Consider the following 11607-nt stretch of genomic DNA (forward strand, 5'->3'; position numbering starts at 1 on the left):
CACAAGACCAAGATGCGAAGCCGGGCGGGCGGGCTGGTCGGTCAGATCCAGGGCAACGGGTCGACGGGGCGTCCGCCGAGCCGCACCTCGAAGTGCAGGTGGGGGCCGGTGGAGGCGCCGGTGGACCCGACCCGCCCGATCACCTGGCCGGCCCTGACCTGCTGCCCCGGCGACACAAGGAGTTTGGACTGGTGGCCGTAGCAGGTGGAGAGTCGCTGCCCGTCCGCCCTGCCGTGGTCGATGCAGGTGTAGTTGCCGTAACCGCCGTACCAACCGGCTCGGGTGACGCGTCCGCCTGCGGCCGCGAGGATCGGGGTGCCGGTTGCCGCGGCGAGATCGATACCCGCGTGCAGCTGCCACACGTGGTAGTACGGGTCGAACCGGGTGCCGAACCTGCTGGTGAGCCGGCCCGACAGTGGAGAGCTCAGCCGGCCGCCGCGGTACGAGGCAGGGTTGCCGGCCGGTTGCGGGATGGCGGTCGCCAGGCGTGCGCGACGCTCGATCTCCTGCCGGAGTCTCGTCTCCTCCCGCTGGCGGCGGGCGAGTTCCGTCTGCCCTGAGGTGATCGCGCCGGACAGGGCGGCCGCACGGCCAGTGGCGGTGTCGACCGCATCCACGGAGTCGACTGTGGCGAGGGTCGCGGCTGAGTCCGGATCGGAAGCCGGGGCCACGCCGGTGGTCAGTGCTGTCAGTAGTTGCAGGACCGGATCCGGGTCACGCTGCACCCTGGTCAGGTCGGCGCGGGTGCGCGTGAGGATGTTGTTCAGGTACTGGATCCGGTGCTGGATATCGGTGAGCGCGGCGACCTGGCGCGCTTGTGGCGTGACGGCAGGGTCCACCGGCGGCTGGGGATACAGGTCGGCGGTGGGGTCGGCATCGATGATGGCGGCGGCTGATCCCGGGCTCACGATTGGTCCGCCGCTGCTGGGGACCGCCGGGACGCTCACCTGCGGTGGCCCGCTGTTGGTCGGGGTAGCCGCGGGCGGTGTCGGCCGTGCGGACGGGACAGCATTCGACGGCGCGGTTGGGGACTTCACGGTCGGCGGCTTGATCGCGGACGGAATTACCGGAGGCGGCTTCACCGGGGGCAGCGACACTGATAGTGAAGGACTGGGAAGGGTCGGCAGGGGCAGCGGCCCCTGTGCCGAGGTCTGCGCTGCGGCGCTGTCCGCGCTGGCGTCCAGGTACAGGGACGTCATTGTCAGCGCCGCCGCGGCGGCAACGGTTGCGAGTGCCGCCTTCCTGCTCCCTCGTCGGGTCATCGCGAACTCCTGCCGCCTTCTCCGCTGCTGGCCTCGCTCTCTATATCGGATCGCGGCGCCCGGCCGTAACAGCCGACGGGTGGGGCGGTGGTTGGGCGTGACGACGGCGCAGTCGTCGACGCGTCAGCAGTAAACCTACCGTGACCGCGCCAGCCATGATCACCGCCGCGACAACAGGCACTGCCATCCACCGGCTGGGCGACGAGGGCCTCGTCGCCGCAGGATGTGCCTCCTGCTGCGGCTGATCGGAGGGCGTCGCGGTCGACCCTGGCAGCAGATACGCGTTGCTGGTGACTCCGGTCGCACCCGATTGCGCCGAGGTGACAGTGACCCGGTTGCGGATCAGCGTGCCGGCCGGCGCACCCGGGCGCACGCTGCCGGTGATCGTGACCCGCGGGGAGGGGGAGGCGGCGGTCAGGAGCAGAGAACCCAGGTCGCAGACGACGCTACGGGCGGACACGGTGCAGCGCCCCGGTTCGGCGCGGGCGGTGACACCGTCCAGGTCGGCCGTGGTGGTGAACGTGACCCGCGCGGCAGTGACGGTGCCCTGACCGGACACCGTGATGGTGTGGGTCACCTGCTGCCCCGGCAGCGCGCCGAACGGTGTCGAGGTCAGCACGGGTGCGACCTCCACCGCAGGGGATGGGGCCGGCGCCAGGACAACCGCCGTCGCCGCGGTCATCATGCCCACCACCGACCTGGCAATGGATTCCCACACGTTCACACTGTAGGCCCGCAGGCGGGACTCCGCCCGGCCCGGCCAGGTCCCGGCCGGCGCCGCCCGTCCAGTAAGGCGGGGTATCGACGCTCTCCCCTACCCATCGACGATTATGCCGACGGGCTTTGTTTGGGTGGCCGATCGTCGCCGGTCAGGGGTTCTTCCAGCTTCCGGGCGATCTGTTCGATGGCGGCGAGGTCTTCCGGGGCGAGCCGGTCGATGAAGTGGTGTCGTACTGACTCGACGTGGGCCGGTGCGGCGTTGCCGAGTGTGTCCAGGCCGTGCGCGGTGAGTACGAGGAGGCAGCCTCTGCCGTCGGTCGGGTCGGGTGCCCGCCGCAGCAGACCGCGCGCTTCCATCCTGGTGGCGTGCCGGGACAGCCGACTGCGTGACCAGCCCATCTTGTCGGCCTGTTCCCCCAGGGTGCTGGTGTGGTCGGGCCGCTCCGACAGCGTGCTGAGTACTTCGTAGTCGGGTTCGGAGAGACCGATCGCGGCCAGGTCGCGCGCCGTGCCGGTCCGAACGGCGACCATCACACGTAGAAAGGCCCGCCACGCCCTCTCCTCGTCGGGGTTCAACCAACGCACGTTGCTGGCCGGCCGTCTCGTTGACATGTAATCAACCTAGCACCTACGCTTCGTTTCCATGTCAATGAAACCGATCCGCGTCCTGACGCTCATGTGCAGCACCCGCCCCGGCGCCCTCGGCCCCGCGGTGGGGCAGTGGCTGATCGAGGCGATCACCCCTCGTGCCGCCGAACTCGGCGTCGAGCTCGTGCCGGTGGCCCTCGGCGACCTGAACCTGCCGTTCCTCGACGAAGAGGAACACCCGTCGTCGGGTGTCTACCGGCATGAGCACACACGTCGGTGGAGCGCGATTGTCGACGCGGCGGACGGGTTCATCGTGGTCACGCCGGAGTACAACTACGGGATGCCGGCGACCCTGAAGAACGCGCTGGACTACCTCAGCCGCGAATGGGCATGGAAGCCGATCGGTTTCGTCAGCTACGGCAACACGTCGGCGGGCACCCGGTCGGTTCAGCACGCGAAGCAGGTGGTGACCACGCTGCGCCTGGTTCCGTTGGGCGCCACGGTCGCGATCCGCATCGGTGACGCAACCGAGAATGGTCGGCTGCGGCCCGACGCGGCCCGCGACACGGCGGGTGTCGGCCTGCTGGACGAACTGGTCCGGCTCGCCCACGCCCTACGGCCGATGCGCGAACGCGCACGAGCCGGGGCCCTGTCCGGACCGTTGCCGGGGTCCTACGCGAGACGGCTGACCCCCGACGACGCGCCCGAGGTCACTGTGCTGCAGCGGTGTTGCTGGGTGGACGAGGCCGTCGTCAACGACACCATGGCCGTACCGGCCCTGCACGAGTCGCTGGAGGAGGTACGTGACTGGCTGGCGACCTGGCACACCACGGGCATCTGGCTGGACGGCCGACTGCTGGGCATGGTGCGGGCCCGTCGCGTCGACGCCGACTGGCATGTGGGTCGGCTCGCCGTCGTGCCCGACCTGCGAGGCCAGGGGCTGGGCCGGTGGCTGCTGCGCACCGCCGAAGCCGCCCAACCCGAGTGCCGCCGCATCCTGCTCTACACCGGTGCCAAGAGCCTGCGAAACATCGACCTCTATCACAGCGAGGGCTACCGGTCGACACCACTCGCCGGCTCGGACGGAACCACCTGCCTTGCCAAGGACCTACCAGTTGGGGAGCACTGACGCTGCCGGTCCACTGAACCCGCGTAGTCCGGTGCGCGCTCATGCCGCGTTCGCGCGCCATCCCGGGAGTCAGGCTGGCGCCGCCAGCCGGCGTGTTGCCCGGGGATCCCACCACGTGGAGAGTCAGACGGCCTGGACGACGTCCTGCGCCTCGTGCCGGTCGCCGAAGTAGGCGTAGACCTGCACGGTCAGGTCGGCGTAGTGCGCCGCGTAGAAGTCGTCGAAGTCCCTCATCGGCGACTACACGCAGGGCCGGGCCACAACGTTGCGAACGTCCCGGACCGATGTTGTGGGGGCGCGTGGCGGTAGCCGACCGGTCAGAGGTGCTCGAACAACGGCGGGAAGACACCCTCCACCCCCGCGGCGGCCCCGACCGATGGCACGGCCGCACCCGCGCCCGAGCGGTCGTCGGGGCGCTGGTGGCTCGCGGGCGGCGCGGTGCTGACCGTCCTCGCCGTCGGGCTCGTGGCCGTGGTCCTGCGCCGGCGCCGCGGCACGTCACCCGGTTAGCGGTCACCCTCGCAGGTCGGTCCGGCGCATCAGGGGGTACGGCGACGCGCGGTCCCGAGGTGCGCACGTTCGAAGGTGCGCCGTCCGCGTGCGACGGCCGACGATGTGGCTCTCGTGCGTGCCGTGACCGGGGAGGCGCTGGGATGAAGCCGTTCCGTATCGAGATTCCGCAGGCAGAGATCGACGACCTGCGCCGGCGCCTCGCCGACACCCGGTGGCCGCCGGAGCCGGGCGCCGACGGTTGGGAACGCGGCGTGCCCCAGGGGTACCTGCGGGAGTTGGCCGAGTACTGGCGGTCCGGGTACGACTGGCGGGCGGCCGAGGCGGAGCTGAACCGGTACCCACAGTTCGTCACCGAGATCGACGGTGCCACCGTGCACTTCCTGCACGTCCGGTCTCCCGAGCCGGACGCGACGCCGCTCATCCTGACGCACGGCTGGCCAGGCAGCTTCCTGGAGTATGTCGACCTCATCGGGGCGCTGACCGATCCGCGTGCCCACGGCGGCGACCCCGCGGACGCGTTCCACGTGGTGATCCCGTCGTTGCCCGGCTACGGCTTCTCCGGCCCGCTCACCGAGACCGGGTGGGGCGTGCCCCGCATCGCCCGTGCGTGGGCGCAGCTGATGAGCCGGCTCGGATACGACCGGTACCTGCCGCAGGGCACCGATTTCGGGTCCTGGGTGACGGTCGCGCTCGCCGCGATGGACGCCGGGCACGCGATCGGCGCGCACGTCAACTTCCTCATCACGCCCCCTCCCGGCGACCCCCGCGAGTTGGGCGCGCTCGACGAGGACACCGGCCGGCGGCTGGCCCGCCTGGGGCGTTTCCTCGCCGAGGAGTCCGGCTACATGAAGCTCCAGGCGACCCGGCCCGTCACCGTGTCGTACGCCCTCACCGATTCGCCTGTCGGGCAGCTCGCCTGGATCGTCGAGAAGTTCAAGGAGTGGACCGACTCCGGCAAGAGCCCCGAGGACGCCGTCGACCGGGACCGGCTGCTCACCAACGTCTCGCTCTACTGGTTCACCCGCAGTGCGGGCTCCTCGGCCCAGCTGTACTACGAGACCGCCGACATGCTCCCGGTCAGCGACGCGCCGCGACGGCAGCCCCCGGTGCCGGTGCAGCTCGGGGTGGCGGTCTTCCCGCACGACCCGTCGCAGCCCGTCCGGGCCTGGGCCGACCAGGCGTTCCCGAACATCGTGCGGTGGACCGAGTACGGGCGGGGCGGCCACTTCCCCGGGCTGGAGCAGCCCGGCCTGCTGGTCGAGGACATCCGCCAGTTCGCCCGGGCTCTCGGCCGGGGCTGAGCCGCGGCCCGGCAGGCGCGGCACGGCGCCCCGGAAACACCCGCACCGCAGGCGCAGACCGGACCACCCGCGCGGCACCGCCTCACAAGACCGCCAGCGGGCGTACGCTCACGCGCCCGGCGCGCCGGTCCGTCGCGCCTCGGCGACCGCCGCCTCGACGGACCGCTCGGCCGCCGTGGTGCGCTGCACCACCTGCACGAGGACCTGCTTGACGCCCTCCAGCCCCTGGAGCAGCGGCCCCGGCTGCCCGCCCTGCAGGACCAGCGTCACCAGCCGCTGCGCGTCACCGACCTGACTGATGGTCGCGCTCGACGCCGCCCGGGTGCCGACGATGCCGTCCCGTACCGGACCCAGCCCGGCGACCGTCTCCTCCGGCGTGGCCTCGCGGGGAACGGCCGCCGTCGCCGTCGTCGCCTCACCGATCGACGTGGCGAGGCCGCTCAGCCGTCCCTGCACGGTCGCGATCGCACCGCGTACCCGTGTCATGCCCGCCGCGACCGCCGCGAAGCCGGCACCGGCGGCGCGGCGCGCGACCTCCTGGGCCTGCTGGTCGGCCGTCGCGGTCAGTGCCTGCGCCCGTTCCACGCCGCCCGACAGGGTACGGAGTTCGGCGGTGATCTTCTCGATGTGCGACACGGACGGGTCTCCTCCAGTGCACGACGGGTGACGACGGACGCTCCACAGGCGACAGCGGGGCTGCGGTGGCCCGGTGCCCGTTGGTAGTCTCGCGCGTCCTGGGGGAGACGGAAACGGACCGTGAGGTGATGGGTATGGGGGGCGTCGATCCGTCCGGGCTGGGCCGGTCGCTGGAGGAGGCGATGCGGCTGTTGGGCCAGGCCACCGGCGCAGCCAGGCGGGCCCGAGAGCGCACCTGACGCCGCGGGGCTGGTGGGCCGCGGTGCTGGTGGGGACGGCCTGGTCGAGGCCGAGGTGTCGGCGTTCGGCCGGCTGGAGTCGCTGGTGATCGATCCGAGCCTGCTGCGTGCCGGCACGACCGCCATCGCCGAGTACGTGGTGGAGGCCGTGCGGGCGGCGCAGGACGACGAGCGGACCCGCCGGGCCGAGACGCTCGGTGCGGCGGCGCCGGACACGGCGGCCCTCGCCCGGCAGCTCGAGCGTGTCTCCGAGGAGGCGTTCCGCGGGTTCGACCGGATGATCAGCGACCTCGACGCCGCCACCCGGCGCATCGACCGGCGGTGAGCCCATGTCCGACGGGATCCAGGTCGACGTCGCGGCGCTGCGCGCCGCAGCCGGATCGCTGGACGCCACGGGCCAGCAGCTCGGCGCGGAGGTCACCAGCCTCGAAGGCACCGTGACCGGCTCGGGCAGCCCGTGGGGCTCCGACGAGGCGGGTTCGCTCTTCGGCGCCGTCTACGTCGAGGTGCTGACGCACGCGCTCGACGTCTACCGGTCGATGGCCGACCAGCTGCTGGAGGTCGCGGAGAACCTGAATCACGGGGCGGACGCCTACGAGGCGATCGAGACCACGAACGCGGAACTCTTCAACCGGATGGAGCTGCCCGGTGGGTATGCAGCTGCCTCCTGAGCTGGCGGAGGCCCTGGGCTGGGTCGGCTTCAGCTGGCCGACCGCCGACGAGGAACTGCTGTTCGAGGCGTCGCAGATGTGGTTCGCGTTCGCCGGGCGGCTGCGTACGGCCGTCGGGGACGCGGAGAAGGGCGCGGCGCAGGTCTTCGGCGCCAACAGTGGCGACGACATCCGGGCGTTCGAGCAGGCGTGGCGTGGCGAGGAAGGCCCGCCCGGCCGCATGGAGGACGGCGCCCAGGCCGCCGAGCTGATCGGCATGGCCCTGCTCGTGATGGCGATCATCACGCTCGCGCAGAAGATCCTCGTGATCATCCAGCTGACGATCCTCGTGGTGCAGGTGGCGATCGCGCTGGCGGCGGCGGCGCCCAGCCTCGGCGCCTCGCTCGCCCAGATCCCCGTCTCGATCGGCGTCGCCCGGATGGCGATCCAGCGGATCGTCAAGGAGGTTGTGGAACGGGTGGTCAAGGAGATCATCCCGCAGCTGCTGAAGCGGGCGAAGACGCTGCTGCGCCGGTTCACCCGCAAGGGCCGGGGTCCCGGCGGCCGCCCGAAGCCCGGCATCCCCGGCCCGCACATGACGCCCCGCTACCACAACACCAAGCCGATGCTCGACAAGTACAAGAACGAGCATCTGCCCGGCGGCTTCTTCCCGACACCGGTGCGCCGGCTCACCCCGGAACAGCTCGAGGAGCACCGGGTCTTCTTCGACGGCGACGGGATCCTGCGCAGCGCCAAGGACGGCACGCCGTACGACACGTCCAGCTCGAGCACCGTCTTCAGCGGCAACGGCCAGGCGATCTTCGTGATGGACCGCAACGGCAACATCTACGCGTCCACGTACCAGAAGGTCGGCGACTTCCACCACTCCACGCTCGGCAACGGACAGCCTGTGGCGGCGGCCGGTGAGCTGGTCGTCAAGGACGGTAGGGTCCAGCTCGCGACCGCGCGAAGCGGCCACTACCAGCCCGACGTGAGCCACATGGCCAACCTCGACGCCGAGTTCAAGCGCAACGGCCTCGGCGACGTCCCGATCCACAGCTGGGACGGCAGCCGGATCTTCTAGGGGAGACAGCGGAACATGGGCACGGACAACTGGAAGGGCCACGTCAACGGGATCCTCTACGGGATCCAGTTCGACCGGGCCCTCGACGACGCGGTGGTCACCCGGGTCGCCGACGGGGTGGCCGGTGGGCTCTACCCCGGTGGCCCGGCCGAGACCCTGGACGCGCTCACGCAGGCGCTGCGGTACCAGGGGCCGCTCAACGACCAGGTCGAGGCGCCCCACAGCGAGGAGAGCATCCGCGCGTTCCTCGGCAAGCTCTCGGCGGCCCTCGCGGCCCGCGCCTGATCGCCCGCGCCTGGTCGCCGCGTCCTCGGCAGCGCCCGGGTGACGGTCAGTCCGCCCGGTGCAGCGGCCCCCACTCGGCCGACGACTGCGCCTCCACCGCGCGGTCGGCCTCGCGCAGCGCCCGCTCCGCGACCCACGCCACCGGGCGGTGGCAGCGCACGAGCGGTTCGTTGTCCGGTCCCCGGCCGAGCTGCTCACCCACCAGCACCCACGGGCGTACGCCGGGACCGCGCAGCTCACGCAGGTGGCAGTAGTCGTAGAGCCGGCGGGCCACCCACAGGCGCAGCGGTCGGCTACCCCACCACGGCTCGACCGCGAGCGGGTTCGCGGAGAGGCCGGGCAGGTCGATGCCGGTCAGCGCGTCCTTGCTCGACTGCTCCGCGCCGTACCCGCCGGACAGGTCCGCGTCCGGACCACGGGACCAGCGGATGTACAGCTCCTCCTCCGGACCGGTCCGGCGCAGCAGGTCGACGAGCTGGTCCAGATCGTCGACGACCGGCATCAGCGCGTCTTGACGTACCCCGCTCATGCCCTCTTGTGCCCCACGACGGCCCGGCCATGCCTGGCCGTGTCGCACGGTGTCAGTCCCGCCGGTAGCTCTCCTCGTAGTAGCGGCCGACCTGCTCGCGGTAGTCCGGCTGTTCGTACGCGTCGGGGTCGAAGGCGGGTGACTGCTTGACCTGCTCCCGGGTGCGGTCCACGTGCACCGCCCGGTCGAGATGGTCCACGCGGGCGATCGTGCCCACCGGGAGCAGCACCTTGCGTCCGAAGATCCAGGGACCGGTGTCGACCACCAGCCATTGGGCCCCGGCGTCGTCGCTGGCCCGGTCGATCGACCCGATCCGCCCGTCGGTGGCCTCCACCCGGTAACCGGTCAGGTCGACCGGCGTACCCGGGCCCGGCGCATCCGGGCCGTCGCCGCCGCTCCCGTCGGTGGGCTCGGCAGCCGGCGTGGTCGGCTGGTAGCCGCCAGCGAGAGCCGAGGGGTCGCGCCACGTCCAGGGGTTGAAGGTCGATCGTTCCACGGGCCACCTCCGGTGCCGGTCCACCTGTCGTCGGAGGATCTGTGCCCAGCCCGTCTCCGGGGAAACAGCGGTGCACAACCGAAACTCGCCGGCAATTTGTGTTCCGCCGGCACATGCGCGTGCGAAATTCGCCATATTCAACGATTGTCAATGAATACGTGAAGGTTGTCGCAGGTCGACCGGCCATGAATTGGCGGCCGGCACACCGGGCGGTCACCGGGAGTGGCTCTGCCGCACATTCGACGGGACACTCGGCGCCGCCATTCTGGTCGCGCATCCGCCGGACAGGAGAAAGGCGACAGACATGTTCCGTACCGTTCGTCGAACCGCAATCGTGCTCGCGCTCGCGGTGGGGCTGGTCGGTGGGGTGGGAGCCGCCGCGCAGGCCGCCGTCAACCCGGTCACTCCCCAGTCGCTCTGCGGGCCGGGCTACCTCCTGCGGGACCAGGACCCCATCCACCACGCGCAGACCCGTGAGCGGCTCGGCACGGTCTACCTGATGTACAACACCTTCACCGGGTACGGCTGCACGGTCACCGTCAAGTCCGCGTACGTCGGCACGCTCACCCGTACCCAGGTCTACCTCGCCGCCCAGTACCTGCCGACGCAGGTCGACGACACCAACAAGCTCTACGCGGCGGGCCCGACGAGGGCGTACGTGCGCGGCGGCTGCACGATCTGGGGCGGCTTCATGGCCGACCCGTCCGGTGCCGTCCACTACCACGACCGGGCGAACCCGGCGATCGGCGGCATCGGCACCTGCTTCTGATCCACCTGGCCGGGGCCCGCGCCTGTCACAAGGGTGCGGGCCGCGCCGGATCCACCGGTGGCGGGCCCGCGTCGGGACTACCGTCGGTCGGATGGGACGGATGCGTGGCGTCCACGAGCGTCCGGAGGGGTTCGCGTACCAGCCGGAACTCCTCGACGTCGACGAGGAGATCTCCCTCCTGGCCGCGCTGTCCGCGTACGACTTCGGCGAGGTCCGCATGTACGGGCAGATCGCGCGGCGGACGGTGCGGCAGTTCGGCTTCCGCTACGACTGCGGTTCCTTCCAGCTCACCGAGACCGAGGCGCTGCCGGTCGAACTGCACGGGGTGCGGGAGCGGTGCGCCGCCCTGGCCGGAGTGCCGGCCGACACACTCGCCCAGGCGCTGGTAACGCGCTACCCACCCGGTTCGGTCATCGGCTGGCACCGCGACGCCCCGGCCTTCGGCCCGACCGTCGTCGGCCTGTCGCTGGGCTCCGCGTGCCTGTTGCGGTTCCAGCGGGGCCGCGGCCCGGAGCGCCGGGTGTACGAGGTGGAGCTGGCGCCCCGCTCCGCGTACGTGCTCGCCGGCGCGGTCCGGACCGCCTGGCAGCACAGCATCCCGCCGGTGCCCGAGCTGCGGTACTCGGTCACCTTCCGGCAACTGCGGAGCGGTTGATCCGGTCGGCCCTCCCGGCGCCGACCCGGTGGCATACTCGGTCGCCATGGTGCTGTCGCGCGGCTGGGCGTACTTCCTCATCGGGGTCGGCGTCTGGACCTGGGTGATCTGGCCGCGGTTCGCCGTCGCCATCTGGAAGGACCCGCGCTCCTGGTCGACCGGGGTGGTCGGGGACTTCCCGGCGACCGGGTTCCTCTGGATCCACGCCCTGCTGATCGCGGCGTCCCTCGCCATCGGCACCACGGTCGGCGTCCTCGGAGTTCGCGCCCTGCGCGCCGGCCGCCGGCCGACCTCGACCTCCTGACCTCGGGCTGGGTGCGCGGCACAGCCGCCCTTCGCGGGGCGGTGGATGCCCTCCGGGGAGGTGTGACGCGGGCCGCTCCCCACGGATTTGACGTTCAAACCCGCAGACGCGTAACTTTCTCTCTGCCAGCGCGGAACGGGGCAAACAGGGCGAAAGGCCTGGAGCTCCGGACCGGGAATGGCACCGGCGCCGAGGGGTCGAACTCCCTGGGACGCCGGTCGGGCGGGGCCCGCCGGATCTGCCGGGAGGCGGATTTGGTGCGGCGGAACCGACCGGGTATGGTTGACGACCGGCAGGGCACCGGGCGAGCCAGCGGGACACCGCGGCGGCCGGCCTGCCGAATCCGATGATCAAGTGCAGTGGCTCGCCGCTGCATGCGACCAGCGGGCCAAGCCGTACGAAGCATGACAGACCGGTACACACGGTTTGACACGGCAGAGACGGTGA

Annotated in this window: 15 protein-coding genes; 9 read left to right on the forward strand and 6 right to left on the reverse strand. The window is 71.5% G+C overall.

The features are described from left to right. Positions 1 to 41: 41 nt before the first annotated feature. The 3 genes from HCJ94_RS27635 to HCJ94_RS27645 all read right to left on the reverse strand — a co-directional run bounded on the left by HCJ94_RS27635 (position 42) and on the right by HCJ94_RS27645 (position 2594). The gene (locus HCJ94_RS27635; protein ID WP_309227463.1) at positions 42 to 908 is read right to left on the reverse strand and encodes a M23 family metallopeptidase; all 867 of its coding nucleotides are present in this window, start codon (positions 906 to 908) and stop codon (positions 42 to 44) included. A gap of 394 nt (positions 909 to 1302) precedes the next feature. Then, positions 1303 to 1980: a DUF11 domain-containing protein gene (locus tag HCJ94_RS27640; RefSeq protein WP_168003948.1), complete on the reverse strand. Its 678-nt coding sequence runs from the start codon at positions 1978 to 1980 to the stop codon at positions 1303 to 1305. Positions 1981 to 2090: 110 nt separating this feature from the next. Further along, a complete protein-coding gene (locus tag HCJ94_RS27645) occupies positions 2091 to 2594 on the reverse strand; it encodes a MarR family winged helix-turn-helix transcriptional regulator (RefSeq protein WP_168003949.1) in 504 nt (167 codons plus the stop codon). Positions 2595 to 2625: 31 nt separating this feature from the next. Between HCJ94_RS27645 and HCJ94_RS27650 the strand changes: the two genes are divergently transcribed. Together HCJ94_RS27650 and HCJ94_RS27660 are read left to right on the forward strand one after the other, a co-directional pair. Then, complete coding sequence (locus tag HCJ94_RS27650; protein ID WP_168003950.1) at positions 2626 to 3699, forward strand: bifunctional NAD(P)H-dependent oxidoreductase/GNAT family N-acetyltransferase; 1074 nt, start codon at positions 2626 to 2628, stop codon at positions 3697 to 3699. A gap of 653 nt (positions 3700 to 4352) precedes the next feature. After that, positions 4353 to 5513: an epoxide hydrolase family protein gene (locus HCJ94_RS27660; protein WP_168003951.1), complete on the forward strand. Its 1161-nt coding sequence runs from the start codon at positions 4353 to 4355 to the stop codon at positions 5511 to 5513. Between the two features lie 108 nt (positions 5514 to 5621). On the opposite strand, the gene HCJ94_RS27665 is transcribed toward HCJ94_RS27660, so the two are convergent. Next, on the reverse strand, positions 5622 to 6149 hold the full coding sequence (locus HCJ94_RS27665) for a DUF6244 family protein (RefSeq protein ID WP_168003952.1): 528 nt from the start codon (positions 6147 to 6149) through the stop codon (positions 5622 to 5624). A gap of 252 nt (positions 6150 to 6401) precedes the next feature. Here HCJ94_RS27665 and HCJ94_RS27670 point away from each other — a divergent pair, with 252 nt between their 5' ends. Genes HCJ94_RS27670 through HCJ94_RS27685 form a run of 4 tightly spaced genes read left to right on the forward strand, consistent with a single transcriptional unit; the run spans position 6402 to position 8407 of the window. After that, positions 6402 to 6713: a YbaB/EbfC family nucleoid-associated protein gene (locus HCJ94_RS27670; RefSeq protein ID WP_168003953.1), complete on the forward strand. Its 312-nt coding sequence runs from the start codon at positions 6402 to 6404 to the stop codon at positions 6711 to 6713. A gap of 4 nt (positions 6714 to 6717) precedes the next feature. Then, entirely contained in the window at positions 6718 to 7059 is a 342-nt protein-coding gene (locus HCJ94_RS27675; protein ID WP_168003954.1) for a WXG100 family type VII secretion target, read from the forward strand. After that, positions 7043 to 8122, forward strand: coding sequence for an IQM protein middle domain-containing protein (locus tag HCJ94_RS27680; protein ID WP_444939644.1), 1080 nt, complete (start codon positions 7043 to 7045; stop codon positions 8120 to 8122). The genes HCJ94_RS27675 and HCJ94_RS27680 overlap by 17 nt, the downstream gene beginning before the upstream one ends. Before the next feature lie 15 nt (positions 8123 to 8137). Continuing rightward, positions 8138 to 8407: a hypothetical protein gene (locus HCJ94_RS27685; protein ID WP_168003956.1), complete on the forward strand. Its 270-nt coding sequence runs from the start codon at positions 8138 to 8140 to the stop codon at positions 8405 to 8407. A gap of 46 nt (positions 8408 to 8453) precedes the next feature. Here the strand turns inward: HCJ94_RS27685 and HCJ94_RS27690 are convergent, their stop codons facing one another. Both HCJ94_RS27690 and HCJ94_RS27695 read right to left on the reverse strand, forming a co-directional pair. Continuing rightward, positions 8454 to 8936, reverse strand: a complete 483-nt coding sequence (locus HCJ94_RS27690) for a DUF6098 family protein (RefSeq protein ID WP_168003957.1) — start codon at positions 8934 to 8936, stop codon at positions 8454 to 8456. A 52-nt stretch (positions 8937 to 8988) separates the two neighbouring features. Next, entirely contained in the window at positions 8989 to 9432 is a 444-nt protein-coding gene (locus HCJ94_RS27695; RefSeq protein WP_168003958.1) for a PRC-barrel domain-containing protein, read from the reverse strand. A gap of 304 nt (positions 9433 to 9736) precedes the next feature. On the opposite strand from HCJ94_RS27695, the gene HCJ94_RS27700 reads away from it, so the two are divergent. The 3 genes from HCJ94_RS27700 (at position 9737) to HCJ94_RS27710 (ending at position 11160) form a co-directional block, all read left to right on the forward strand. Beyond that, positions 9737 to 10201 (forward strand): hypothetical protein, encoded by a 465-nt coding sequence (locus tag HCJ94_RS27700; RefSeq protein ID WP_168003959.1) that lies wholly within the window; start codon positions 9737 to 9739, stop codon positions 10199 to 10201. Between the two features lie 91 nt (positions 10202 to 10292). Then, positions 10293 to 10856, forward strand: coding sequence for an alpha-ketoglutarate-dependent dioxygenase AlkB (locus HCJ94_RS27705; RefSeq protein WP_168003960.1), 564 nt, complete (start codon positions 10293 to 10295; stop codon positions 10854 to 10856). 46 nt (positions 10857 to 10902) lie between these two features. Continuing rightward, entirely contained in the window at positions 10903 to 11160 is a 258-nt protein-coding gene (locus tag HCJ94_RS27710) for an SCO4848 family membrane protein (RefSeq protein WP_168003961.1), read from the forward strand. Positions 11161 to 11607: the final 447 nt, after the last annotated feature.

This window comes from Micromonospora thermarum (genome assembly GCF_012034245.1).
Lineage (GTDB): Bacteria > Actinomycetota > Actinomycetes > Mycobacteriales > Micromonosporaceae > Micromonospora > Micromonospora thermarum.

Bases quoted from the DNA above. Each gene is read 5' to 3' on its own strand.
- HCJ94_RS27645 (WP_168003949.1), bottom strand. From the start codon at position 2,594: ATGTCAACGAGACGGCCGGCCAGCAACGTGCGTTGGTTGAACCCCGAC.
- HCJ94_RS27675 (WP_168003954.1), top strand. From the start codon at position 6,718: ATGTCCGACGGGATCCAGGTCGACGTCGCGGCGCTGCGCGCCGCAGCC.
- HCJ94_RS27660 (WP_168003951.1), top strand. From the start codon at position 4,353: ATGAAGCCGTTCCGTATCGAGATTCCGCAGGCAGAGATCGACGACCTG.
- HCJ94_RS27680 (WP_444939644.1), top strand. From the start codon at position 7,043: ATGCAGCTGCCTCCTGAGCTGGCGGAGGCCCTGGGCTGGGTCGGCTTC.
- HCJ94_RS27690 (WP_168003957.1), bottom strand. From the start codon at position 8,936: ATGAGCGGGGTACGTCAAGACGCGCTGATGCCGGTCGTCGACGATCTG.
- HCJ94_RS27705 (WP_168003960.1), top strand. From the start codon at position 10,293: ATGGGACGGATGCGTGGCGTCCACGAGCGTCCGGAGGGGTTCGCGTAC.
- HCJ94_RS27700 (WP_168003959.1), top strand. From the start codon at position 9,737: ATGTTCCGTACCGTTCGTCGAACCGCAATCGTGCTCGCGCTCGCGGTG.
- HCJ94_RS27650 (WP_168003950.1), top strand. From the start codon at position 2,626: ATGTCAATGAAACCGATCCGCGTCCTGACGCTCATGTGCAGCACCCGC.
- HCJ94_RS27685 (WP_168003956.1), top strand. From the start codon at position 8,138: ATGGGCACGGACAACTGGAAGGGCCACGTCAACGGGATCCTCTACGGG.
- HCJ94_RS27710 (WP_168003961.1), top strand. From the start codon at position 10,903: ATGGTGCTGTCGCGCGGCTGGGCGTACTTCCTCATCGGGGTCGGCGTC.